Source organism: Acinetobacter yuyunsongii, assembly GCF_041021915.1.
In the GTDB taxonomy this organism is placed as follows: Bacteria; Pseudomonadota; Gammaproteobacteria; order Pseudomonadales; family Moraxellaceae; genus Acinetobacter.
The window spans coordinates 48,655-71,586 of record NZ_CP157437.1 but is presented as its reverse complement, the minus strand read 5'-3'; the positions used below and the strand labels follow the sequence as shown (position 1 = coordinate 71,586).

Here is a 22,932-nt window from a genome sequence, read left to right as displayed (position 1 = left end):
CATGAAAGCAATCTTAATTAAAAACTTAGTATGAGAGGGTAATCCCCCCTAAAAAAAATAGGATCTAAAAGTAGAATTTTCTCTTAAGATACGAGCAGGAGATTCTGCATGAAAACATCTAAATTTACTGACAGTCAGATCATGTCCATCTTGAAACAGGCAGAATCTGGCACACCTGTAGCGACCCTTTGCCGTGAACACGGCATGAGTAATGCTACCTTTTATAAATGGCGTGCCAAATATGGTGGTATGGATACATCATTAATGGCTCGACTGAAAGAGCTAGAAGCCGAAAATACCAGACTTAAAAAGATGTATGCGGAAGAGCGATTAAAGGCCGAAATCATCCAGGAAGCGATGGCAATGAGCAGCACTGCTGCGCAAGGGTAAAGCCATCTTGCCGGCGTAAGATGGCACAACAGGCAGTTGCCCAGCATGCCATTAGTATTCGTTTGGCTTGTAAAGCATTTGGCATTAGTGAAACCTGCTACCGCTATCAAGCCAATCTCAGCGATGACAATGCACTCATTGCTGAACAGCTCATTGAACTCACTGAGGAAAATTCCGATTGGGGCTTTGGTTTGTGCTTCTCGTATTTACGGCATGTTGAGAGTTGCTGCTGGAATCACAAGCGGGTTTACCGCATTTACTGTGAGTTGGCACTGAATCTGCGTATTAAACCGAGAAGAAGACTAAAACGGCATGCGCCTGAACCATTGAAAGAACCAATCCGAGAAAATCAGGTTTGGTCATTAGATTTTATGCATGATCAGCTTTCCGATGGTCGCAAGTTTCGATTATTGAATGTGATTGATGATTACCGCCGCGAAGGCCTAGCCATTGAAGCAGGGTTCTCATTGCCCACAATCAGGGTTATTCGTACGTTGAATCAATTGCTGGAGTGGAGAGAAAAACCGTTAGTGATCCGATGCGATAATGGTCCCGAATTTATCAGTCACGAATTTGTGCGCTGGGCTACTGAGCACGGTATTCGTATTGAATATATTCAACCGGGTAAGCCACAGCAGAATGCGTATATTGAACGCTATAATCGGACCATACGTTATAGTTGGCTGAGCAAGCATTTATTTGATACTTTGGATGAAGTACAAGATTATGCAACAAACTGGTTGTGGCATTACAACCATGAAAGACCACATCAAGCTAACAAAGGAAAGCCACCTCTAATGGCTGCTTAACCTCTACTTTTAACTTCGGTTATTTATGGGAGGATTACCAGAGGGCGTGGTCTTTTGTTTAAAGTGACAATTAACTAAAGGGTTACTTCTTGTATTTAGGAGCATAACCAACTTCTAACAAATAAGAAAAATACTTTCTAACATTATCGCTATCAAGAAGATCACTTGATATCCTTTCCTGAAAGTCTTCTAGAGTCTCTCCACGATGTGCGAAATCATTACCAAATTTTGGATAGTTAGTAATATCACATAGCTTTTTAGCAAAGAATATACATTGCTTAGCTGTCAATTTATAAGTTGGCTCTAAAGGAGCACTTGTACTCGTTTTATTTTGTTCTTTTTCTTCAAACATGAAATGTAATTCTGAAATATTTCTTCCCTCCTTTTTTTGTATATAAGAAACAGTAATATCCGTAAATTTGTTAATTTGATTTAAAGCTACGGTAAGAACCCTTTTTTTAAAGTCTCCCATCTTTTTATATTCATCTTCTATCAATCCGAGTTTTGATCTAAGCTCATCTATAGAAATATATAACTTACCAGTTGATCTCCAACGTATGAGTAACTCATACAGGCGAATAGCATAAATGCTTGTAAGTGGTGAGATTTGTTTAAGTTCATATCTTGTGAACTTTTCTTCAAGTTTTACAAATAAGGGGATAATATCTGGTGCAAAAATTAGTTGGACGCATCCCTCTTCCTTAACATAACCAACTTTTGAAACCCACCTACTTTTGTATATTCCTATTTTTCCAGTTATAGGATCTACTGCTTTATAATTCAAATGCCGTTCAAAAAGATTATCACATGCAGATTGTAACGCTTCATAAGATGCTTGACGTCCTAAATTAAACTGTTTCATGTATTCAGAAGCATGAATCGTAAGTATAGTATCAGAAGTAAGTTCTTTCTCAATTTCTCGAGCAGCAATGATCGCAATTAATATTAGCCTTTGCTCAGATAGATTTAGTGAATACGATGCTTCAACCAAATTATTATCTTTATATACTATGTTACTCATAGGGAGATATATTAAGGAAAATGTTATAAATAGATATATTGACAATACTACTTAACGTCCACAAATGAAAGTATTTTTAATAAAAGAATTTGTCAACTTATGCACAGAATTTGTCAACTTAGAAACAGGAAAAAGTCAACTTATTGGTAGGAATATGTCAACTCAGAAACAGGAAAAAGTCAACTTATTGGTAGGAATTTGTCAACATATACTTCCTGTATCCCTTTGCTAGTCAAGCTTTGAGCAGAGATATAAATAATAAATTTAAATAAATATATATAAATTCAAAAAGACCATTCTTTTGTGGATAACTTTTTTTTAATTTTTTTTTTCATGATAGTTGATTACTTCATAAATCACCGTTAAATTATACACAAACAAACTTACGTAACTTACATAAATTATGATTATCTTAGTTGGTGGTGAAAAAGGCGGTGCTGGTAAAAGCTGTTTAGCTCAAAATCTTGCAGTTTACTTACAACAAAGTCAAAGAGACGTCCTCTTATTAGATGCTGACCCTCAAGGAACAACAACAGATTGGGTCAAAGAAAGAGATGAAAACGATGAATTAAATAATATTCCATCAGTACAAGCATCAGGGAATATACGTTCAGTTTTAAAAGATTTAGATAAAAGATACCAAGATATTATCATTGATGCAGGTGGACAGGATTCTGAAGCATTACGTTCAGCAATGACTATAGCTACACATATGTTATTGCCGTTTAGACCCAAACGAAGAGATCTAAAAACTTTAGATCATATGGAACAAGTTTTAAAATTAGCAAAGACAGTAAATCCAAATCTGAAAGCTAGAGCAATTATTACTCAGTGTCCAACTCTTCCTTCTCAAGTTCAAAGAATTTTAGATGCAAAAGAGGCATGCAAATCATTTGGTATTGATGCATTGAATTCAATCACAACAAATCGAAATGTTTATGATGATGCAGATGAAAATGGGCTTTCGGTTTTTGAAGTAAATAGTGATCCTAAAGCGAAAGCTGAAATTGAAAGTATTGCAAGAGAGTTTTTAGGAGTATAACTATGGCTGGTTTAACTGGGCTAAACAAAAAACCTGAACCTACTGAACAAGATAAAATGTTAGATGCATTTATATCTGGTGCAGAAAAGAGGGTAAAGGCTTTAGAATCAAGTGAAAAAAAATTTATTCGTTACACTTTTTCTCTCAATGAAGATATTAGTAAACTAATTGATGAGCTGGTTGTAAAAGGGCAAAATGCAAGAATAAATCGTTCAAGTATTGTTCGAGCAGCTATAGAAAATTTATCGACATATAGTGCAGATGAATTAAAAGAAATATTAAATAAATAAATAAATTAAAAATATCCCACTTTTTTAAGGGGGATATTTTTTATCCAAGTTAAATTTACTGTAAGTCCCCGGTGAACCCTATAGATATTTTTAAATTCAGCTCAGGCTCTAGCAGTGTGGTGGTAATTTATCTATTTGAGTTATTTTATATGAAGGCGTCCTTTTCTGCACAGACACGGATCTAGGCTATTCAGCTTGGCTGACTGAATTGATGTCATGATGTTTGATGCACATTGTCAAATTCTTTATCAAGCGAAACTCTGAATCAATGCTTGTAATTGTTTCACTATGATGAGTTTGAGTCCAGTGAAATGTTGCTTGTTTCAACCGTAGAGCTTTGAATACCCAGTCCATCATGTATCAACACTTTCATACAATGACCACGCTTATTCCAAAACAAGATAACCTCAATGTTGCGATTTGACATGGTCAAAGGCTTTTAGGACATGAGAAAGAGCAGTATAAGTAACTGCTCGCATATCCATGGGCTGAGTAGAAAGCCAGATTTCATCAATGTGAATCTTATTGTGAGCACCTTGGGGAATTCTGCCAAAGCGATTGCTCCTGATACCTTCCGTTTCAGCCCAATCGCTATGTTCGCATCAGGCGTCGTTATTGATTATGCCTTATACGGAACTCCAGAGTTAGCCCTCGTTGCGAACAACAAAGCCAGAAATCCTGCAGTTCCGCGGACGCTGATAAGTAGACAGATTCCTGACACGGAATACTATAACTTACATCACTTAAATAGGATGCATAAGTTATGCAAGTTACGCCACTTAAATAAGTTAAGGCGCTAAAGCGATAAAAGCTACATGATGGCCAGTACTGAGCACTGGCGATCTAAGTCAATGCTGCAGTTCTCATCATCATTGGAATAAGTGGACAAATTCCTGACATGGAAATTGCAGCGAGATTGGCTAAAGTTACTACGCTGATTATCAGCCGAGATAAAGTAATGTGAACGGGTAGTATTGCTGTAATGGATGGATTAAACGTTGCAGGGTAAGGCAATGTAATAAATGTGGGCTTTGGTGGTGCAGAGCTTGTTCTCCATCCAAAAGGCGAATATATCTACATACGGGATTTGAATTTAGTACTTACTGCAAAGCTACTGAAGCGAGGGATGTGTTGGGTGCTTTATCGGATGGTTACCTTTAATCCTTCATAAATGAGTGTACTAGTGAACAATACCACTTTATAGCAGTTAAACTTATTAAACTTATTAAACTTATTAAACTTATTAAACTTATTAAACTTATTAAACTTATTAAACTTAAATTGCTTAGGTGGTCTAACTAAAATTTTTAGCAGAGTGATCTAATAATAAATGTATTAATAGACCATGCTTCAATCTGACGGCTGCGAACCGCCAGGGACAGGCGCAATGTCAGATTCTGTCGCGGCCTTGGCGCGTGCCTGGAAGCGTTCATAGCAATCCAGCCCGCAGAAATGTTCGACGTATTCCGCGCCTTCCGGGGTGAAGGCGGCATCGAGCGGAATTTCTTTGCAGCATACGCAGCAGGTGGTGCAACTGGCAGTGTTCGGGGCGTTTGCGTTCATGGTGGTACTCCTCCAGATTGGTAGCGAAGCTCAAAGCTGCCCACTCTCGGCTGGCTGGGAAGCGGTCATGATCTTCCCTTGAAGGCCCGCAGCAGCCGCGTCACAGACAGGACAAACAAGCCGGTCAGCGTGAGGGCTGCAATACCCCAGTGCTCCCCGATGAACGCGCCGGCCGTCGTGCCGGCTAGCACAATGGCGAGAATCGGCAAATGGCAGGGACAGGTGAGCACGGCCAGCGCGCCCCACAAGTAGCCGGTGATCGGTTTGTGCGTCTCAGACGGCAAGTGCTCTGGGCTGTTCATGGCAGACTCTCCGCGTGCTGTGCCGGTTCGGTTGGCATGGCGGCCAGTTGCATTTCGAGGCTGGCCAGGGCCTCGCGCCGACGCTCGACGAGTTGCCGCAACACGGCAAGCTGCGCAGACGCACCGTCACCGTCCGCAGCATCCAGCGCCCGGCACAGCCGCGCCAGTGCGTCCAGGCCGATACCCGCTTCGAAGGCAGCCCGTACAAAGCGCAGCCGTTGCAACGCGGTGTCATCGAACAAGCCGTAGCCGCCCGTGGTGCACGCGACCGGCCGTAGCAATCCGCGCAGCAGGTAGTCGCGCACGATATGCACGCTCACCCCGGCATCAAGGGCCAGCCGGGACACTGTGTAGGCGCTCATTGAACACCTCCTTTTCCTCATCCGGCGCAGCACGAAAGCTGCTTCACGTCCTTGCTGAAGGTCTGCGCCGCGAGCTTCAGCCCTTCGACCATGGTCAGGTAGGGGAACAATTGGTCGGCCAGTTCCTGCACGGTCATACGGTTGCGAATGGCGAGCACCGCCGTCTGGATCAGTTCACCCGCTTCCGGGGCCACCGCTTGCACGCCGATGAGCCGTCCGCTACCTTCCTCGATGACCAGCTTGATGAAGCCGCGTGTGTCGAAGTTGGCAAGCGCACGCGGCACGTTGTCCAAGGTCAAGGTGCGACTGTCGGTCTCGATCCCGTCGTGATGTGCTTCCGCCTCGCTGTAGCCCACGGTGGCGACCTGCGGGTCGGTGAATACCACGGCCGGCATTGAGGTCAGGTCCAGGGCCGCATCGCCGCCAGTCATGTTGATCGCAGCACGGGTGCCGGCCGCTGCCGCCACATAGACGAACTGAGGCTGGTCGGTGCAGTCGCCAGCCGCATAAATGTGTGGCGTACTGGTGCGCATGCCCTTGTCGATGACGATGGCCCCCTGCGCATTGGCAGCGACTCCCGCCGCTTCCAATGCCAGGCTGCGCGTGTTCGGTGCCCTGCCAGTGGCGACCAGCAGCTGGTCGGCGCGTATTTCACCGTACCCGGTGGTCAGCACGAATTCGCCGTCCACATGCGCGACCTGGCTGGCTTGCGTGTGTTCCAATACCTTGATCCCTTCGGCACGGAACGCGGCTGTAACGGCCTCGCCGATGGCCGGGTCGTCGCGGAAGAACAGCGTGTTGCGAGCTAGGATCGTGACCTGGCTGCCCAGCCGGGCGAAGGCTTGCGCCAGTTCCAGCGCGACCACCGACGAGCCGATCACGGCTAGGCGTTCGGGAAGGGTGTCGCTGACCAGGGCCTCGGTCGAAGTCCAGTAGGGTGACTCTTTCAGGCCCGGAATCGGCGGCACGGCCGGGCTGGCACCCGTGGCGACTAAGCAGCGGTCGAAAGCTACCACGCGCTCGCCACCATCGTTTAAACGGACGACCAGGCTCTGCTCATCCTTGAAACGCGCCTCACCATGTACAACGGTGATGGCCGGGTTGCCGTCCAGAATGCCTTCGTACTTGGCATGGCGCAGTTCTTCGACGCGCGCCTGCTGCTGGGCCAGTAGTTTGCTGCGGTCAATCGCAGGCACAGTCGCCGCGATACCGCCGTCGAACGGACTTTCCCGACGTAAATGGGCGATGTGGGCGGCGCGAATCATGATCTTGGACGGCACGCAGCCGACGTTGACGCAGGTGCCGCCGATGGTGCCGCGCTCGATCAGCGAGACGTGCGCGCCTTGCTCGACGGCCTTCAGTGCTGCCGCCATTGCCGCGCCACCGCTACCAATGACGACGACCTGCAACGGGCGTTCGTTGCCACTGGGCTTATCAGCGGCCCCTATCCAGCCGCGCATCTTGTCGAGCAGGCCGGCGCGGTTGTCCGTCGGTGGCGCATCGGCAAGCGTTGCCTCGTAGCCCAGTCCGGCCACGGCGGTAGTCAGCGCATCCGATGACGTGCCCGCCTCAATGGCGAGTTGCGCTGTGCCCTTCGGATAGGACACCAGCGCCGATTGCACGCCGGGCACTTTCTCCAAGGCTTCCTTGACGTGAGCCGCGCACGAGTCGCAGGTCATCCCGGTGATTTTCAGGGTGGTCATGTATTTTTCCTTTTCTGTGGTGGCTACGGCTGTTGCCGTCAGCCACGTTGTTCTGGCAATTCACAGCTGTCCGGCCCGCAGCGGCGATGTGCTGGCGAGATGAAATCCCAGACCGACACCCCAACCATCAAGGCCAGGCCGACATAGAGCAGTCCACCGCTCTGCCAGCCGTAAGCCCGCATTAAAAACACCGCTGCCAGCACCAAGATCGGGCCTATCGTGCCGAGCGCCGTGCGTCGCCACTGTCGATGATTGAGCCAAGCGATAGCATTGGCGAGTAACGTGATGCCGGCGAACATCGGCAGCAGGATGCCAATGAATAGCCCCTCGTACTGGCTCAAGAAGCCCAGTCCGATGGCCGCGCCAAAGCTGGCGATGGCAGGAAAACAGGCGGCGCAGCCCATCGCGGAAACGACGCTGCCGAGCGCGCCGGTTTTGCCAGCGATGCGCGTGATGAGTCCCATGTGTCGCTCCCGAGTTCGGTTAACGGATCAGCGTTTGAGGCTGGACGGATAGCCCGCGTCCTCGGTCGCCTTGGTCAACTTCTGGACGTTGGTCTTGGCATCGTCGAAGGTGACGACGGCCTGGCGCTTGTCGAAACTTACGTCGGTCTTGCTCACGCCCTCAACCTTGGAAAGCGCGTGCTTGACAGTGATCGGGCAAGAGGCGCAGGTCATGCCAGGCACGGACAGCGTGACGGTCTGAGTGGCGGCGAACACGGGGGCAACGAAAGCGGCGAGAGCGAGGGAGGCAAACAGCTTTTTCATGATGAACTCCTGATTAGTAGAAAAATGGCATGACGTAGGGAAAACCAAGCGCGACCAAGACCAACACGGCGACGAACCAGAAAATGAGCTTGTAGGTGGTGCGCACTTGCGGAATCGCGCACACCTCGCCCGGCTTGCAGGCTGCGGTCGGTCGGACGATGCGCCGCCAGGCAAAGAACAGTGCAACCAGCGCCGCGCCGATGAAGATCGGCCGATACGGCTCCAATACCGTCAGGTTGCCGATCCATGCCCCGCTGAACCCCAAGGCGATCAAAACCAGCGGCCCCAGGCAGCAGGCCGACGCAAGAATGGCGGCCAGCCCACCGGCGAAGAGCGCGCCGCGCCCGTTTTGTGGTTCAGACATACGCTTGTCCTTTCAAATTTGGTTTGGATAGCTTAAGCTTACTTCCGTAGTTATGTACGGAGTCAAGCGATATGCAAATTAATTTTGAGAATCTGACCATTGGCGTTTTTGCCAAGGCGGCCGGGGTCAATGTGGAGACCATCCGGTTCTACCAGCGCAAGGGCCTGCTGCCGGAGCCAGACAAGCCCTATGGCAGCATTCGCCGCTATGGCGAGGCGGATGTAACACGAGTGCGGTTCGTGAAATCGGCCCAGCGGCTGGGCTTTAGCCTGGACGAAATCGCCGAGCTACTGCGGCTGGAGGATGGCACCCATTGCGAGGAAGCCAGCGGCCTGGCCGAGCACAAGCTCAAGGATGTGCGCGAGAAGATGGCCGACTTGGCACGCATGGAGGCCGTGCTGTCTGAACTGGTGTGCGCCTGCCATGCGCGGAAAGGGAACGTTTCCTGCCCGCTGATTGCGTCACTGCAAGACGGAACGAAGCTCGCTGCATCGGCGCGGGGGAGTCACGGGGTGACTACGCCTTAGCGTGCTTTATTTTCCGAATTCTGAGACGACCCCTAGATGCCTGGTCAAGACTGCATACTTGCTGTTTTGACGGCACTGTTGCAAATAGGGATCTGAGTCAATGATTTTCCCTTCAAAAAAGCTTAGAGACCGAAAACTCTATTTACTAGCCAAACTTCTCCTAGAATATTACCGTTATAAAATAATGAAGCTTGTCCTTTGCGTAGAGCACGCATAACCTCAATTCCTTTAATTGTGGCATAAGCCGTTTTCATAGACTTGAATCCCAACGTAGCCTTGATGATCCGTTTGAGCTTGCCATGATCACATTCAATCACGTTATTCTTGTATTTAATCTGTCGATGGTCCAGGTCTTCAGGACACTTTCCTTCCTGTTTTAGTCGCGACAAAGCACGGCCATAGGTATGAGCCTTATCAGTGTTTATGACTCGTGGAATCTGCCATTTTTTGACATGATTCAAAATCTTACCAAGAAAACAATAAGCTGAATGGGTATTTCGTCTAGCAGAAAGATAGAAATCAAGAGTATGGCCACGTTGGTCAACTGCACGGTATAGATATGCCCATTTGCCATTCACTTTTACGTAAGTTTCATCCAGATGCCATAAATGTCGATCTGTAGGATTACGCCAATACCAACGTAAACGTTTTTCCATTTCTGGAGCATAACGCTGAACCCAGCGATAAATTGTGGTGTGATCAACATTCACTCCACGTTCAGCGAGCATTTCCTGCAGTTCACGATAGCTAATGCCATATTTACAATACCAGCGCACAGCCCAAAGAATGATTTCGCCCTGAAAATGCCGACCATGGAAAGGATTCATATGCTGCACCTTTAGCTAAAACAGTCTTCAGCTTACCATTCGTGGTTATTTGCAACAGTGCCCTTTGGACTTCATTTAAAGAAGCACATTCAGCAATTGCTGGATCACGCTATAAAGAAGAATGGTTAGCCTTCAATACAAAGGCAACTAACGAATACAAAGACAAAACCAACTTAGCTTACTTGATGAACCTATATCCAAATCCAATGGTTGTTAAAGCTTCAGCTATGAAGGGATTCCCTGTTAAGGAAGATGTATTCGCTCTATCTGAGATGGTCCAATGGATATGGCGTTCTGCTATTCGTGAAGGTAACCCAATCAATATTTATGTACCAAGCTCAAGAATGCGTAGTTTATTACAGCGTTGGTTAAATGATGAATTTGAAAATTCTGCTGCTGAAGATATTGAAGTTACAGAAGAAGCCGAACAGTTAGAATTAGTTTAAATTGGCTTTGTTGCACAAAGATTTGAAATGCAAAGCGCCCCTAATTGAGCCAAATTTAAGGCGTAACTTGGGTAAGTGGTCGACTTAATTCCGGAGTTTCCTAAATAGAGTAAAAAAAATAAGCCTTTGATTTTTATAATTATTTTATTTTTAATTTCTAATATCTGAACACAAATATTATAGTTTTCTTACTAATCTGCCATACCCTCACATATTTTATCATTAATATTCAATTACTTATATTTTTACTCAATACGTCTTGTTTGCAAATTAGATTTTTTTATATTGCATCAAGTTAAATTATTTTTTCTAAATAAACGTAAGCGTCCGCTGAACACACCTTCTGAATTCATCCTATAAGCCTTAATTTAGTCCCCACTTAGAAACAAGTGGGGACTTAAATTTATGACTACAAATAATCAGACATCCATCGCATCTCTTGCGAAAAAACGAAGAACATACAGTGCTGAATTTAAACAGCAGATCGTTCAGGCTTGTAAAGCACCGGACGTTTCAATTGCTTCGGTCGCTTTGCAACATGGATTGAATACAAATCTTGTATCCAAATGGATTCGCTTAATTGATGCTAAGCCAGGGAATGATCGCTCACCACTACCGAATAAACCTGCATTTATTGCCTTATCTTGCTCTGCACCATTAGATCCTACTCCTACTGACATGTTAAAAGTTCAAATTACTTTACCCCACTCAAAAGCAGAAATTGGCTTGAAATGGCAAGTATCAGAAATACCTGCCTTGGCAGAATTACTCAAGGTGCTGGCAACATGATCCGTATCGATGAAATCTGGCTTTCTACCCAACCTCTGGATATGCGAGCAGGGATGGATACTGTCATGGCTCAGGTGGTGAGAGCCTTTGGCTACATCAAACCGCATTGTACTTACCTGTTCTGTAATAAACGTGGCCATCGCATGAAAGTGCTGGTACATGATGGATTGGGCATCTGGCTGTGTGCCCGGCGGCTGGAACAGGGCAAATTTCACTGGGCTCAAGTTCACCAAGGTGAAACCGTGGCCCTCAGCCCGGAACAGTTACAGGCATTAATCCAAGGTTTGCCCTGGCAGCGCATTGGACGACAGCAGGTGGTGACGATGCTTTAAACCAGGCTGTTCCATTCTGCTATTCTCCAAACGTTCTATTTCCTCTGCGTCATGACCTCAGGCATACTGCGGTCATGAATACGCTGCCTGACTTAAGCCAACTGACCCATGAACAACTGCTGGAATTCACCAGGCAGTTGGCGCTGCAGCATCAGTCTCTAGCACAATCAAACCAACAATTGGATGCCAAAGTTCAACATCTTTCTATTCTCAATCAAAAATACGAGCATGAACTGGCGCTGTTTAAAAAGCACAAATTCGCCCAAAAGAATGAACACTTAACGGCAAAACAAATCCATCTGTGGGATGAAGCGGTTGAAGAAGATATTGCCGCGGTTGATCTAGAACTGGAACGGCTAAATGCAGATAAAACCAATGCAGCGACACACAAAGCAACAGTCAACAAACCTAAACGTCGACCACTGCCAGATCATCTACACACCATCCGTATTGAGCATGAACCTGCATCAACCCAATGTGCTTGTGGCTGCCAACTCCGTCGTATCGGCGAAGATGTCAGTGAAAAACTGCATTTCAGACCGGCACAGTTCTATAAGGAACAGCATGTGCGTGGTAAATGGGTCTGTGATCAGTGTGACACTCTGACTCAGCAAGCGATGCCCGCCTATGTGATTGATAAAGGCATTGCTTCACCTGAATTGCTCAGCCATGTGCTGGTATCGAAGTATGCCGATCATTTGCCGCTGTACCGTCAATGTCTGATCTATCAGCGGGCGGGAATCGAACTTTCTAGATCAACTTTATCTGACTGGATAGGTCGCTGCGGTGTAGAACTGGAACCTCTGGCCAATGCCTTAAAAGAGGTGGTACTACAACAGCAGGTGCTGCATGCAGATGAAACACCGGTCACCATCATGCGGATGGGTGAGAATAATAAAAAACCGAAGAAAGGTTATGTCTGGGCCTATGCCACTACACAGTACAATCCAGTTCAGGCGGTGATCTATGACTTTCAGGATAGTCGTTCAGGCCAGCATGCTGAAGAGTTCTTGAAAGGCTGGCAGGGCTATCTAGTCTGTGATGATTACAGTGGTTATAAAGCACGCTTTAAATCAGGCGATGTCATTGAGGTGGGCTGCATGGCGCATGCACGTCGTAAATTCCATGAACTGCATGTAACTGGGAAAAGTCAGGTCGCTGAACAGGCATTAGTGCTGATTCAGAAACTGTATGCGATAGAAGCAGAGCTCAGGAAAAAGACCGATGGTACAGCGGAAGACCGCCGCGAATACCGACAACAGCATAGTCAACCAGTGATGCAACAACTATATGAATGGCTCAACCAACATCATCTGACAGTGCCATCGAGTTCTCCCACCGCCAAGGCCATCAATTACACTCTGAAGCGTTGGCCAGCTTTAAGCCGCTATCTGGATGATGGCAATCTACCGATATGCAACAATTGGGTAGAGGTGCGACACGAAGTCGCTTAATGAAGTTGTTCCCCCTGCGGGAACCACCCGTGTCACCGGGTGAATCTAGAAGGCTGAATAAAGAGCGCCTTCGACAATGTAACGAGGCACCGTAAGGTGCGGGGTATCAATCGTGAGAGGCGTACTCTTCTGGCAGCCATAGCCGGACAAGGGCTAGATAATCGGTATGGTGAACACATGTGAATCTGCGCAACGATCGTTAAATTGAACGAGCGGAAATGGCTAATACGCTCGAACCAAAACGGTAATGGAGGTGGGAATCGCGTCTTTCTACTACGCATTCGTGACCCATACGCCTCCCGGTCGATAGCAGGCACCTAAGCCGATGTACTTCAGTAAGCGGAACGTGGAAATCCCGTATTACCCCCATTGGGAAAGCAGTTTGCAAAAACTGCCCATGGTGATGCGGGCGAAGGAACGAGGAAAAAGCGAATGCCAGTCTGTAATGGGTTGGATAGAGGTTGAAACATTACCTCACGCGAAAGCGGGCTGACGTCCTTATGGTCTCTCATCACAAGAGAGTGTGTAGAACCCTTTTAATGGAGGGAGAGCAAATGAACGCAGCAGTATCAGCGTGTGCGCCTTCCAGCACATCGTGGGACAGCATCGATTGGATTGCTGTACAGCGTCATGTCAGAGGGCTGCAAGCGCGTATTGTGAAGGCGGTACAAGACGGCAGGTATAACAAGGCGAAAGCTCTGCAATGGCTGCTGACTCACTCGTTTAGTGGCAAAGCATTGGCCGTAAAACGAGTGTCTGAAAACAAAGGCAAAAACACGGCTGGGGTCGACAAGGTGACTTGGAATACACCCAAGGCCAAGACCGGTGCGATGATGTCGTTGAAGAGGCGAGGTTACACGCCCCTTCCGCTTCGGAGAGTCCTTATTCCGAAGAAAAATGGCAAGATGAGACCTCTCGGGATACCCACGATGAAATGCCGGGCCATGCAGGCGCTCCATCTGCTGGCTTTGGAACCCATCGCGGAGACCACCGCTGATCGGAACTCTTATGGATTCAGACCACAACGCTCAACCGCGGATGCTGCAGCACAGTGCTTTGGTGTGCTGTCAAGAAAAGTAAGTGCGGAGTGGGTGCTAGAGGGTGACATTCAAGGCTGTTTCGACAATATCAGCCATGACTGGATGATCGCCAACCTCCCAATGGACAAGGTGATTCTACGGAAATGGCTCAAAGCCGGTTACGTCTACCAAAGCAAGCTGTTTCCCAGTCTTTCCGGAACACCGCAAGGAGGTATTATCTCCCCGGTGTTGGCCAACATGACCTTGGACGGACTGGAAACGATGCTGGCGAAGAGGTTCCCTAACGCCAAATGGACAGGCAAAAAGCTGCAACTGGTACGGTATGCGGATGATTTCATCATCACGGGGTATTCTAAAGAGTGGCTCGAAAATGAAGTTCGCCCTGCCGTGGTTGAATTTCTGGCGGAGCGCGGTCTCGTGCTCTCTCAGGAAAAGACCAAAATCACGCACATAGGGAACGGGTTCGATTTTCTTGGCTGGAACGTACGTAAGTACAACGGCAAGCTACTGATCAAGCCGTCAAAGGCAAACATCAGCGCTCATCTTGACAAGCTGCGAGCATTAATCAATGCAAACAAAGCGACACGACAGGCCACTTTGATCGGTTTGCTCAACCCGATTCTAAGGGGTTGGGCCAACTATCATAGTCATGTCGTTGCCAAGAAGGTTTTCAACCAGGTAGACAACGCAGTGTGGGAAATGCTCTGGCGATGGGCTGTACGTCGCCACCCTCGCAAGACACTCCGATGGGTCAAAGATCGGTATTTCAAAGTACAAGGAGCGCGTCGATGGGTGTTCTCATGTGATGAACAGTCCGCTGATGGTCGGAAGCGACAATACACATTAGTGTCTGCCTCGGACACGCCAATTGTGCGACATATCAAGATCAAGGCTGCTGCTAACCCTCATGACCCCGCATGGGATGAGTACTTCGAATCCCGATGGGGTAAAAGAATGCTGGTCTCCGCAAAGGGGCGAGCCAAGCTGTATCGGGTGTGGCTAAAACAAGGTGGTCGCTGCTGCGCCTGTCTTAAACCAGTCACCAAAGATACACCATGGCACAGCCGTCATATTGTGAAGCTAAGTCATGGTGGAACGGATGCTGTTGCTAATCTTGAGATTTACCATCTGTATTGTCCGAGGAGTGTTCAGTTTGCCAATGTCAACGATGTATAACCGGGTGCCGAATGGCGCCTTAGCAGAGGCTTGAGCCGTGTGCTGGGAAACTCGCATGCACGGTTCTTAGGGGGTTGGACGTAGGTAACTGCGTCTGACTACCCGACAATCAGATGCGTCCCTGGGCGTTGGGACGCAAGAACTGGCTGTTTGCAGGTTCGCTGCGCAGTGGTCAGCGAGCGGCAAACATCATGACTTTAATCCAGTCAGCAAAGCTGAATGGCTTGGATCCGTATGCCTATTTAAGTGATGTGCTGAAAAGGTTACCGACACACAAAGTGACCCAAATTGAAGAATTGCTGCCGCACTGCTGGAAACCTAAATCGAATTAAAAAATAGGTATGGGATTCAGCGGACGCTTACTAATATTCTTATAAACGTCATCATAAATTTTACTGACAGCAGCTACACTTTTGAATTGATTTTCAATTTGCTCAATTGGCTTGAGGATTGGCTTTAAAATTTCATTACTTAATGCTTGATTTTTCGCATGATTTAAATCTTTTTGGGCTTTTTCAATATTCTGTGTTAATAATTCTGGATCAAAAGTTAACAAGTCTTTGATCATTTATTCTATGTTGATTACTTCAATTTCAGTTTTTTCAATAAGTTGTGTTAAAAATAAATGCGTTTCGTCTTTTATCCCAGCTAAAACAATTGGTGCAAAGCCATCTTCTCCTATCTCCTCATAATAAATAATTCCTTCCCTATCTAACTCATATAACCTCCGATCAAGTAAATTCGTATTAGGAAAAATTTTGTTTAAATCTTTCCACATTTCATTGTTTTTAGTATCGATATTACCATTAGAGTCTGAGTACTTAATCAGTGTTTGAAGTAAACGAATATTCTGGAAAGATTTGCTTGGTAAATGCATTAGATGTTCCCAAAAATTAGTCTTGGAGTAGCTCATAGCATGGTCTAAAAGCTATTTGCATCATTGAAAAATTATCTTCTATCGCATTAATTAAAGCATCTAAATACATACAACTAGCATCGTAGTTATACCGCTCATATTCACTAATATTTAGTGATATACAGTCAGGTATTGTTAGGATTTCAAAGAATTCTCTACGATTATTGATTCTATGATCACTTAGAGAGTCATGAGCAATTTTTTCTGCATATCTCATATCTTGTACTTCCCATACGTAATATAAGTACATTGGAAGAGCCGTAGAGGTATTGTGCAGTTGTTTTATACGACTAATTGGGTCCTTCGATAGCCCTACCTTAATTTCATTATTGTTCAGTCTATCTCTAAGGATATAAACATAACCTCTTTCAGTATTAGGCATAAACTTTTCCTTCTATTTTATAAAAAGATATTAATTTTAGATAATTTTTCTGGGAATTTTGGTCAAAACATTCTTGAAAAACTAAATAGCTGATTTCCAATATCAATACATATTGTTTCCAATTGAGCTGTGGTAATTATAGATCTTTGTAGAATCACATCCTCCCCATCTTTCAGAACATTGGTCTTAGCCTTTCCTTGATAAATTTCTAATTCTTGTTTTGAACATACCCTTCGAGCATTATTAAAAATATTAGTTTCATATAAATTCTGATAAATATTTGAATTTATTACTTTAATAAATTCTTCCATCTTATTGATTTTATGACGAATAGTTTCAATTGCTCTTATTGAATTTAGTTTTTGAGTATCACCTTTAATCCAAATAGGCTCATGATGAAAAACCCTATTTCTATAGTTACGAATATCCGTTAAATTATCATGCAAAATCTTTAGAGCTTTATGCGGAGAGGAATCTAAAGTATTAAAATGTTTGAATACTTTACCTAGAGATTGTGGCCATAAGTACTCTTTATTAGTATCGGTCAAATACTTAGGTTTCATGAACCCATTAGTTAATATAAATGTCCATGTTGAAAACTCTGTAGCAGCAATAATTTGATCATGAGAAAATTCAGGGCATGGATCAATCAAACGTTCTCCTCTCTTCAATCCTTGCCGCTTTTTCTCAGCTTTTCGCCAATCTCTTTCTAGTTTTTCTTTAGCATTATCAATATTTTCAATGAAACATTTACAAGCATGTTGAGTGTTATTATAGCTAATTTTATCCCACCAAAATTCTCCGAATCTTCGTTTAGCCTCTTTATCAATCGCATTTCTTATGAAGATTTCTACAAAATGAAAAAGTGGGTATAGGGCACTTGCTCCCTGTTGACTCCATAAATATGCCCCCATTAGCTCATGATCATTAGTTATATCAAAAGTTAATTGGTAAGGAGCTAATCTCACACTTGTTAAAAATGGTGTGAATGACGTTAAAGTTGATGCTAATTCTTTCATTAAACTAATTTTGCATTCATTAAATATTGGTATATACTAATAGATAGAGAGTCTGTTGTGATCGTCTTCCCTTAATAAATCAGTAATTTATTAAGTTCTAGTGATCCTTCGTTATAGACAAAAAATTTGAAAAGCCCACCTTTGGTGGGCTTTTCTTTATTTAAAACTAAATAAATCTATTTAACATAAAATCTCTTATACGAAATCCACATGTAACTCCAAAATAGAAATGTCCGGTTTCTCCAAAGTAAAAATGTCCGCTTTTAGAATATGCACTTTTGCAATTTCGTTAGCGGACGGTTTGATATGTTGGTGTCTATGTCGGATAAAGAACTTAAACGATTGTCGGTCTTGCAAGAAATCTGTGATCAACGCATAACTCAATCCCAGGCTGCTCAGCTACTTCATATTTCAGAACGTCAGATCAGACGCTTACTGCAGAAATACAAAGCTCAAGGTCCCGCTGCATTAGCCCATGCCGGTCGTGGCCAAATCAGCAATTCCAAACTTCCTGAAGAACTCAGACTCAAGTGCCTCAATATTGTTTCTGACCAACTCCATGGTTTCGGACCCACTTTAGCGCATGAAAAGCTCACCACCGTACATGGATTCGATCTTTCAGTAGAAACCCTGCGTTCCTGGATGATTGCAGCTGACTTATGGATTCCTCGATCCAAGCGCCTGAAACGCCCGTATCAGCCTCGTTACAACCGGGATTGCTTTGGTGAACTGATCCAAATTGATGGCTCATATCATGACTGGTTTGAAGGATGCGCTGCTAAATGCTGTCTGCTGGTGTTTATCGATGATGCTACAGGAAAATTGCAGCATTTACGCTTCTGTGAATCAGAATCAGCCTTTGATTATATGATTTCAACACGCTTGTATGTTGAGCAGCATGGTAAGCCGTTGGCATTTTACAGCGACAAACATTCAGTCTTCAGGGTGAATCAAAGCAGCAAGAAAGACACCAAGATTACCCAGTTTGGACGCGTACTCAGTACCCTGAATATCGATATCATCTTCGCCAATTCACCACAGGCCAAAGGCCGTGTGGAACGTGCCAACAGAACCCTTCAGGACCGTCTGATCAAGGAGATGCGTCTGGAAGGTATCAGCTCGATTGAGCAAGCTAATGCCTGGCTACCCTGCTTCATTGAGCAGTTCAATCAGAAGTTCGCCAAGATGGCTTTTAATCCTAAGGATCTACATCGGCCTATCACTGAAACAGCCGAAGAATTAGATGATATTTTTACTTGGCGTGAACCCCGCAGAGTCACGAATAGCCTGACGATTACTTATGATAAATGCGTATATCTCCTGGAAAACACCGAAGAAAATCAAAGGTTGATCGGTAAGTATCTTGAGTTCCTGGAATACCCGGATGGTACTGTAGCCCTCATGCATGATGGCCGAAAGATCAATTACAGCCTCTTCGATAAATTAAGTCAGCTGAATCAGCGAGAGATTGTTGAGAATAAACGGTTGGGTGCTGTTCTGAATCATATCCAACAACAGCATGAAGAACTGGAACAACAAAACAAACGCAATCGTTCTCAAAAGATGCCAAGCAGACGTGCACAGAAAATAGCAATCAAAGAACGAAATCTAAATCCTGTGCTTGACTTGGAATTGTCCATATAGGACATTTCTATTTGGTTATTAGGTAGGACATTTCTACTTAGGAATAACAGAGATCTACCAGCTCTCGTTTTTTGTTATGGAAACTGCTAAAATTCAAATACGCCATTGACGTATAAAGAGTCCATGTTATTTATTGAAACCAGCATCTTTACCAAGCAAATTAAAGACCTTGTATCTGATGAGGAATATCGTCAACTTCAGCAAGATCTTTTGGTACAGCCTGATAGAGGTGACCTAATCAAGAATGGCGGTGGTATTCGCAAAGTACGTTGTGCTCAAGGTAACAAAGGGAAAAGTGGTGGGATACGGGTGATTTATTATTGGGTCACCGAGGATGATCAGATCTTTTTCTTAGTGGCTTATCCAAAATCAGTAAAAGATAATTTAACAGATAAGGAAACCGCCATTCTGCACCAACTCGTGAAGGAGCAATTTCATGGATAACAACTTATTTGATGACTTGGTTGCTTCAATCAAAGAAGCTGGAGCTATCAAACGTAAAGAAGTTAAAGCAAGCCGAGTTACAGAACTCGAATTGCCTGATATTAAAGAAGTACGTGAAAAAACTGGCTTGAGCCAAAATGAATTTGCTGCACGTCTACATATTAGCCCCCGTACCCTGCAAAATTGGGAACAGGGACGACGCTATCCAACTGGACCAGCAGCTACATTGATTCGAATTTTAGATGCTCACCCAAGCCTTATTTGAAAAAATTACTTAAAAAATGGGAGCTTAAGGCTCCCATTTTTATTTCGTATAAGGTGTATTATGTTAATTTTAGAAAATCTTCACTACTATTATTTTAAAATAAGCCTTATATCCAAGCATAAAACAAGGTTGTCTAGACTTCTTTTAACAGTAAAGTTATCATAAAACTGAATTTTATTTTTTAGGTAAGTTTATGCATTCTATCCGCATTCGTTAAGACACAACTATTTGCATAGTGACACTATTTTATAATGGTGGGCTTTTGTTGTGTCTTTAAGAATATATGCGGATATATAAAGTAAAAGTATGCTTAATTTATAAGTATGCTTTTAGTGCATAGTTTCCAGTTATAACTTAATTGACTAGCTATTTGTCCACCCTGTGGATGAATAGCTTTTTTTTTGGGAGGACACTGTGATGCTAGCTTTTGTTTTCACCTAAATCCTGTTTGCTGCATAAAAAATTTCAAGAGCTAAACAGGAGTAAATAAAAATGAGTTTAATTATTAAAGCGAGAAACATACGCTTGGATTATGCTGGGCGTGATGTTTTGGATATTGATGAATTGGAAATTCACTCTTATGACCGTATTGGTCTTGTGGGTGATAACGGAGCAGGAAAGAGTAGTTTACTCAAAGTACTTAATGGCGAAATTGTTTTAGCCGAAGCGACATTACAGCGTTTTGGTGATTTTGCACATATCAGCCAACTGGGCGGAATCGAAATAGAAACGGTCGAAGACCGGGCAATGTTATCTCGCCTTGGTGTTTCCAATGTACAAAACGACACAATGAGTGGCGGAGAGGAAACTCGTGCAAAAATTGCTGCCGCATTTTCCCAACAAGTACATGGCATTCTAGCGGATGAACCAACCAGCCACCTTGATCTCAATGGAATAGATCTACTTATTGGTCAACTTAAAGCATTTGATGGAGCATTACTTGTTATCAGTCATGACCGATATTTTCTTGATATGGTTGTAGACAAGATATGGGAGTTAAAAGACGGTAAAATTACGGAATATTGGGGTGGTTACTCGGATTACTTGCGTCAAAAAGAAGAAGAGCGACAACACCAAGCCGTAGAATATGAGCTGATGATGAAGGAACGGGAGCGATTAGAATCTGCTGTGCAAGAAAAACGCCAGCAAGCTAATCGATTAGACAATAAGAAAAAAGGAGAAAAATCCAAAAACTCTACCGAAAGTGCTGGACGACTTGGGCATGCAAAAATGACTGGCACCAAGCAAAGAAAACTGTATCAGGCAGCTAAGAGTATGGAAAAGCGTTTGGCTGCATTAGAAGATATTCAAGCACCAGAGCATTTGCGTTCTATTCGTTTTCGTCAAAGTTCAGCCCTAGAACTGCACAATAAGTTCCCGATTACGGCAGATGGTCTGAGCTTAAAATTTGGTAGCCGTACTATCTTTGATGACGCTAACTTTATAATACCGCTTGGCGCTAAAGTCGCTATAACTGGATCGAATGGAACAGGGAAAACGTCCTTGTTAAAAATGATATCAGAACGTGCTGATGGATTAACCATATCTCCAAAAGCTGAAATTGGCTACTTTACACAAACAGGATATAAATTTAACACGCATAAATCTGTGCTCTCCTTTATGCAGGAAGAGTGCGAGTACACAGTTGCGGAAATTCGTGCAGTATTGGCTTCAATGGGGATCGGAGCGAATGATATTCAAAAAAACTTATCCGACTTATCGGGAGGTGAAATCATCAAACTGCTTTTATCCAAAATGCTTTTAGGAAAATATAATATTTTGCTTATGGATGAACCAGGAAACTATCTTGACCTAAAAAGTATTGCCGCATTAGAAACAATGATGAAGTCCTATGCAGGAACTATTATCTTCGTATCTCATGACAAGCAATTGGTCGATAATATTGCTGACATTATCTACGAGATCAAAGACCACAAAATCATCAAGACTTTTGAGAGAGATTGTTAATGATAGCCAATCTAATCCGAACATTAATTATTGAACTCTTTAAAGGAAATTAAAAATGACAATTCAAGATATTCAATCACTTGCTGAAGCACACGGCTTGTTGCTTACGGACAAAATGAATTTCAATGAAATGGGCATTGATTTTAAGGTCGTTTTTGCTCTTGATACAAAGGGGCAACAATGGTTGCTGCGTATTCCTCGTCGTGATGGCATGAGGGAACAAATCAAGAAAGAAAAACGCATTTTAGAATTGGTAAAAAAACATCTTTCTGTAGAGGTTCCTGATTGGAGAATTTCATCTACAGAATTAGTGGCTTATCCCATACTTAAAGATAATCCTGTTTTAAATTTGGATGCTGAAACCTATGAAATAATTTGGAATATGGACAAAGATAGCCCGAAATACATAACATCTTTGGCAAAAACCTTATTTGAAATCCATAGTATTCCTGAAAAAGAAGTTCGGGAAAATGATTTGAAAATTATGAAACCTTCAGATTTAAGACCTGAAATAGCAAACAATTTGCAGTTAGTAAAATCTGAAATTGGTATAAGTGAGCAATTGGAAACCCGCTACAGAAAATGGTTGGATAATGATGTTCTATGGGCAGATTTCACCCAATTTATACATGGCGATTTATATGCTGGGCATGTACTAGCTTCAAAGGATGGAGCTGTTTCAGGCGTTATTGATTGGTCAACAGCCCATATAGATGACCCAGCGATTGATTTTGCTGGGCATGTAACTTTGTTTGGAGAAGAAAGCCTCAAAACTCTAATCATCGAGTATGAAAAACTAGGGGGTAAAGTTTGGAATAAACTATATGAACAGACTTTAGAAAGAGCAGCGGCCTCTCCTTTGATGTATGGTTTATTTGCCTTAGAAACTCAAAATGAAAGCCTTATCGTTGGAGCAAAAGCTCAGTTGGGAGTTATATAATTTAAAAATATGATTGCTGAGAACTGCCTTGTTTTGAAACTTGGTTGGCTTTAATTAGTTTTTAGTATTCTTTATAGAAAATGCCTCGATCAAGGGGCATTTCTAACAATCATTTAACATAAAATTTCTTATGTGAAGTAAACCTGAATG

At 44.0% G+C, this 22,932-nt stretch carries 25 protein-coding genes and 3 pseudogenes; 15 read left to right on the top strand and 13 right to left on the bottom strand.

The features are described 5' to 3' along the window. Window positions 1-108: 108 nt before the first annotated feature. Window positions 109-1,199 (top strand): annotated as a pseudogene (locus tag ABLB98_RS15280) (IS3 family transposase). Between the two features lie 82 nt (window positions 1,200-1,281). On the opposite strand, the gene repM reads toward ABLB98_RS15280, so the two are convergent. After that, on the bottom strand, window positions 1,282-2,220 hold the full coding sequence (gene repM / locus ABLB98_RS15275; RefSeq protein ID WP_002046604.1) for a replication initiation protein RepM: 939 nt from the start codon (window positions 2,218-2,220) through the stop codon (window positions 1,282-1,284). A 403-nt stretch (window positions 2,221-2,623) separates the two neighbouring features. Here repM and ABLB98_RS15270 point away from each other — a divergent pair, with 403 nt between their 5' ends. Continuing rightward, the gene (locus tag ABLB98_RS15270) at window positions 2,624-3,262 is read left to right on the top strand and encodes an AAA family ATPase (protein WP_000585007.1); all 639 of its coding nucleotides are present in this window, start codon (window positions 2,624-2,626) and stop codon (window positions 3,260-3,262) included. A 2-nt stretch (window positions 3,263-3,264) separates the two neighbouring features. Further along, window positions 3,265-3,552: a hypothetical protein gene (locus ABLB98_RS15265; RefSeq protein ID WP_000908082.1), complete on the top strand. Its 288-nt coding sequence runs from the start codon at window positions 3,265-3,267 to the stop codon at window positions 3,550-3,552. 1,350 nt (window positions 3,553-4,902) lie between these two features. Here the strand turns inward: ABLB98_RS15265 and ABLB98_RS15260 are convergent. From ABLB98_RS15260 to merT, 7 genes are all read right to left on the bottom strand, one after another. Next, on the bottom strand, window positions 4,903-5,115 hold the full coding sequence (locus ABLB98_RS15260; RefSeq protein ID WP_000993245.1) for a DUF3330 domain-containing protein: 213 nt from the start codon (window positions 5,113-5,115) through the stop codon (window positions 4,903-4,905). Between the two features lie 65 nt (window positions 5,116-5,180). Continuing rightward, entirely contained in the window at window positions 5,181-5,417 is a 237-nt protein-coding gene (gene merE / locus ABLB98_RS15255) for a broad-spectrum mercury transporter MerE (protein ID WP_001087807.1), read from the bottom strand. Next, on the bottom strand, window positions 5,414-5,779 hold the full coding sequence (merD, locus tag ABLB98_RS15250) for a mercury resistance co-regulator MerD (RefSeq protein ID WP_001277463.1): 366 nt from the start codon (window positions 5,777-5,779) through the stop codon (window positions 5,414-5,416). Before merD ends, merE begins: the two co-directional genes overlap by 4 nt. Before the next feature lie 17 nt (window positions 5,780-5,796). Then, complete coding sequence (merA, locus tag ABLB98_RS15245; RefSeq protein WP_000209293.1) at window positions 5,797-7,482, bottom strand: mercury(II) reductase; 1,686 nt, start codon at window positions 7,480-7,482, stop codon at window positions 5,797-5,799. A 38-nt stretch (window positions 7,483-7,520) separates the two neighbouring features. Beyond that, complete coding sequence (merC, locus tag ABLB98_RS15240; RefSeq protein WP_000522997.1) at window positions 7,521-7,946, bottom strand: organomercurial transporter MerC; 426 nt, start codon at window positions 7,944-7,946, stop codon at window positions 7,521-7,523. A 27-nt stretch (window positions 7,947-7,973) separates the two neighbouring features. Beyond that, window positions 7,974-8,249 (bottom strand): mercury resistance system periplasmic binding protein MerP, encoded by a 276-nt coding sequence (merP, locus tag ABLB98_RS15235; protein WP_004178136.1) that lies wholly within the window; start codon window positions 8,247-8,249, stop codon window positions 7,974-7,976. 13 nt (window positions 8,250-8,262) lie between these two features. After that, on the bottom strand, window positions 8,263-8,613 hold the full coding sequence (merT, locus tag ABLB98_RS15230) for a mercuric ion transporter MerT (RefSeq protein WP_001294659.1): 351 nt from the start codon (window positions 8,611-8,613) through the stop codon (window positions 8,263-8,265). A gap of 71 nt (window positions 8,614-8,684) precedes the next feature. On the opposite strand from merT, the gene merR reads away from it, so the two are divergent. Then, complete coding sequence (gene merR, locus ABLB98_RS15225; RefSeq protein ID WP_001166628.1) at window positions 8,685-9,140, top strand: Hg(II)-responsive transcriptional regulator; 456 nt, start codon at window positions 8,685-8,687, stop codon at window positions 9,138-9,140. A 122-nt stretch (window positions 9,141-9,262) separates the two neighbouring features. Here the strand turns inward: merR and ABLB98_RS15220 are convergent, their stop codons facing one another. Then, a complete protein-coding gene (locus ABLB98_RS15220) occupies window positions 9,263-9,967 on the bottom strand; it encodes an IS6-like element IS1007 family transposase (protein ID WP_001067793.1) in 705 nt (234 codons plus the stop codon). Between the two features lie 41 nt (window positions 9,968-10,008). Between ABLB98_RS15220 and ABLB98_RS15215 the strand changes: the two genes are divergently transcribed. The 6 genes and pseudogenes from ABLB98_RS15215 to ABLB98_RS15190 all read left to right on the top strand — a co-directional run. Beyond that, window positions 10,009-10,413: a hypothetical protein gene (locus tag ABLB98_RS15215; protein ID WP_228252552.1), complete on the top strand. Its 405-nt coding sequence runs from the start codon at window positions 10,009-10,011 to the stop codon at window positions 10,411-10,413. A gap of 405 nt (window positions 10,414-10,818) precedes the next feature. Beyond that, entirely contained in the window at window positions 10,819-11,202 is a 384-nt protein-coding gene (locus tag ABLB98_RS15210; protein ID WP_087537480.1) for a transposase, read from the top strand. After that, window positions 11,199-11,534, top strand: coding sequence for an IS66 family insertion sequence element accessory protein TnpB (tnpB, locus tag ABLB98_RS15205; RefSeq protein WP_162620820.1), 336 nt, complete (start codon window positions 11,199-11,201; stop codon window positions 11,532-11,534). The genes ABLB98_RS15210 and tnpB overlap by 4 nt, the downstream gene beginning before the upstream one ends. 74 nt (window positions 11,535-11,608) lie before the next feature. Beyond that, window positions 11,609-12,967, top strand: a pseudogene (locus ABLB98_RS15200) (IS66-like element ISAba25 family transposase); the annotation flags it as partial. A gap of 575 nt (window positions 12,968-13,542) precedes the next feature. Then, window positions 13,543-15,204, top strand: coding sequence for a group II intron reverse transcriptase/maturase (ltrA, locus tag ABLB98_RS15195; RefSeq protein ID WP_087537482.1), 1,662 nt, complete (start codon window positions 13,543-13,545; stop codon window positions 15,202-15,204). 104 nt (window positions 15,205-15,308) lie between these two features. Then, window positions 15,309-15,536, top strand: a pseudogene (locus tag ABLB98_RS15190) (transposase domain-containing protein); the annotation flags it as partial. On the opposite strand, the gene ABLB98_RS15185 reads toward ABLB98_RS15190, so the two are convergent. From ABLB98_RS15185 to ABLB98_RS15170, 4 genes are all read right to left on the bottom strand, one after another. After that, complete coding sequence (locus ABLB98_RS15185; protein ID WP_162620819.1) at window positions 15,533-15,760, bottom strand: hypothetical protein; 228 nt, start codon at window positions 15,758-15,760, stop codon at window positions 15,533-15,535. The pseudogene ABLB98_RS15190 and the gene ABLB98_RS15185 overlap by 4 nt on opposite strands. Before the next feature lie 12 nt (window positions 15,761-15,772). After that, window positions 15,773-16,081 carry a hypothetical protein gene (locus ABLB98_RS15180; RefSeq protein WP_087537484.1) on the bottom strand — a complete coding sequence of 103 codons (309 nt, stop codon included), beginning with the start codon at window positions 16,079-16,081 and terminating at the stop codon, window positions 15,773-15,775. Window positions 16,082-16,097: 16 nt separating this feature from the next. Continuing rightward, a complete protein-coding gene (locus tag ABLB98_RS15175; RefSeq protein WP_087537485.1) occupies window positions 16,098-16,502 on the bottom strand; it encodes a GIY-YIG nuclease family protein in 405 nt (134 codons plus the stop codon). 62 nt (window positions 16,503-16,564) lie between these two features. After that, on the bottom strand, window positions 16,565-17,521 hold the full coding sequence (locus ABLB98_RS15170; protein WP_087537486.1) for an Abi family protein: 957 nt from the start codon (window positions 17,519-17,521) through the stop codon (window positions 16,565-16,567). 318 nt (window positions 17,522-17,839) lie between these two features. Between ABLB98_RS15170 and ABLB98_RS15165 the strand changes: the two genes are divergently transcribed. The 5 genes from ABLB98_RS15165 to ABLB98_RS15145 all read left to right on the top strand — a co-directional run bounded on the left by ABLB98_RS15165 (window position 17,840) and on the right by ABLB98_RS15145 (window position 22,782). Further along, complete coding sequence (locus tag ABLB98_RS15165; RefSeq protein WP_369028943.1) at window positions 17,840-19,165, top strand: ISNCY family transposase; 1,326 nt, start codon at window positions 17,840-17,842, stop codon at window positions 19,163-19,165. 123 nt (window positions 19,166-19,288) lie between these two features. Then, window positions 19,289-19,609 (top strand): type II toxin-antitoxin system RelE/ParE family toxin, encoded by a 321-nt coding sequence (locus ABLB98_RS15160; RefSeq protein ID WP_000897307.1) that lies wholly within the window; start codon window positions 19,289-19,291, stop codon window positions 19,607-19,609. Next, window positions 19,602-19,874 carry a NadS family protein gene (gene nadS, locus ABLB98_RS15155; protein WP_000369781.1) on the top strand — a complete coding sequence of 91 codons (273 nt, stop codon included), beginning with the start codon at window positions 19,602-19,604 and terminating at the stop codon, window positions 19,872-19,874. The genes ABLB98_RS15160 and nadS overlap by 8 nt, the downstream gene beginning before the upstream one ends. A gap of 492 nt (window positions 19,875-20,366) precedes the next feature. After that, on the top strand, window positions 20,367-21,842 hold the full coding sequence (gene msr(E), locus ABLB98_RS15150; protein WP_000052512.1) for an ABC-F type ribosomal protection protein Msr(E): 1,476 nt from the start codon (window positions 20,367-20,369) through the stop codon (window positions 21,840-21,842). Between the two features lie 55 nt (window positions 21,843-21,897). Further along, entirely contained in the window at window positions 21,898-22,782 is an 885-nt protein-coding gene (locus tag ABLB98_RS15145; RefSeq protein ID WP_000155092.1) for an Mph(E) family macrolide 2'-phosphotransferase, read from the top strand. Window positions 22,783-22,932: the final 150 nt, after the last annotated feature.

Bases quoted from the DNA above. Each gene is read 5' to 3' on its own strand.
- repM (WP_002046604.1), bottom strand. From the start codon at position 2,220: ATGAGTAACATAGTATATAAAGATAATAATTTGGTTGAAGCATCGTAT.
- ABLB98_RS15270 (WP_000585007.1), top strand. From the start codon at position 2,624: ATGATTATCTTAGTTGGTGGTGAAAAAGGCGGTGCTGGTAAAAGCTGT.
- ABLB98_RS15265 (WP_000908082.1), top strand. From the start codon at position 3,265: ATGGCTGGTTTAACTGGGCTAAACAAAAAACCTGAACCTACTGAACAA.
- ABLB98_RS15260 (WP_000993245.1), bottom strand. From the start codon at position 5,115: ATGAACGCAAACGCCCCGAACACTGCCAGTTGCACCACCTGCTGCGTA.
- merE (WP_001087807.1), bottom strand. From the start codon at position 5,417: ATGAACAGCCCAGAGCACTTGCCGTCTGAGACGCACAAACCGATCACC.
- merD (WP_001277463.1), bottom strand. From the start codon at position 5,779: ATGAGCGCCTACACAGTGTCCCGGCTGGCCCTTGATGCCGGGGTGAGC.
- merA (WP_000209293.1), bottom strand. From the start codon at position 7,482: ATGACCACCCTGAAAATCACCGGGATGACCTGCGACTCGTGCGCGGCT.
- merC (WP_000522997.1), bottom strand. From the start codon at position 7,946: ATGGGACTCATCACGCGCATCGCTGGCAAAACCGGCGCGCTCGGCAGC.
- merP (WP_004178136.1), bottom strand. From the start codon at position 8,249: ATGAAAAAGCTGTTTGCCTCCCTCGCTCTCGCCGCTTTCGTTGCCCCC.
- merT (WP_001294659.1), bottom strand. From the start codon at position 8,613: ATGTCTGAACCACAAAACGGGCGCGGCGCGCTCTTCGCCGGTGGGCTG.
- merR (WP_001166628.1), top strand. From the start codon at position 8,685: ATGCAAATTAATTTTGAGAATCTGACCATTGGCGTTTTTGCCAAGGCG.
- ABLB98_RS15220 (WP_001067793.1), bottom strand. From the start codon at position 9,967: ATGAATCCTTTCCATGGTCGGCATTTTCAGGGCGAAATCATTCTTTGG.
- ABLB98_RS15210 (WP_087537480.1), top strand. From the start codon at position 10,819: ATGACTACAAATAATCAGACATCCATCGCATCTCTTGCGAAAAAACGA.
- tnpB (WP_162620820.1), top strand. From the start codon at position 11,199: ATGATCCGTATCGATGAAATCTGGCTTTCTACCCAACCTCTGGATATG.
- ltrA (WP_087537482.1), top strand. From the start codon at position 13,543: ATGAACGCAGCAGTATCAGCGTGTGCGCCTTCCAGCACATCGTGGGAC.
- ABLB98_RS15180 (WP_087537484.1), bottom strand. From the start codon at position 16,081: ATGCATTTACCAAGCAAATCTTTCCAGAATATTCGTTTACTTCAAACA.
- ABLB98_RS15175 (WP_087537485.1), bottom strand. From the start codon at position 16,502: ATGCCTAATACTGAAAGAGGTTATGTTTATATCCTTAGAGATAGACTG.
- ABLB98_RS15170 (WP_087537486.1), bottom strand. From the start codon at position 17,521: ATGAAAGAATTAGCATCAACTTTAACGTCATTCACACCATTTTTAACA.
- ABLB98_RS15165 (WP_369028943.1), top strand. From the start codon at position 17,840: ATGTCGGATAAAGAACTTAAACGATTGTCGGTCTTGCAAGAAATCTGT.
- ABLB98_RS15160 (WP_000897307.1), top strand. From the start codon at position 19,289: ATGTTATTTATTGAAACCAGCATCTTTACCAAGCAAATTAAAGACCTT.
- nadS (WP_000369781.1), top strand. From the start codon at position 19,602: ATGGATAACAACTTATTTGATGACTTGGTTGCTTCAATCAAAGAAGCT.
- ABLB98_RS15145 (WP_000155092.1), top strand. From the start codon at position 21,898: ATGACAATTCAAGATATTCAATCACTTGCTGAAGCACACGGCTTGTTG.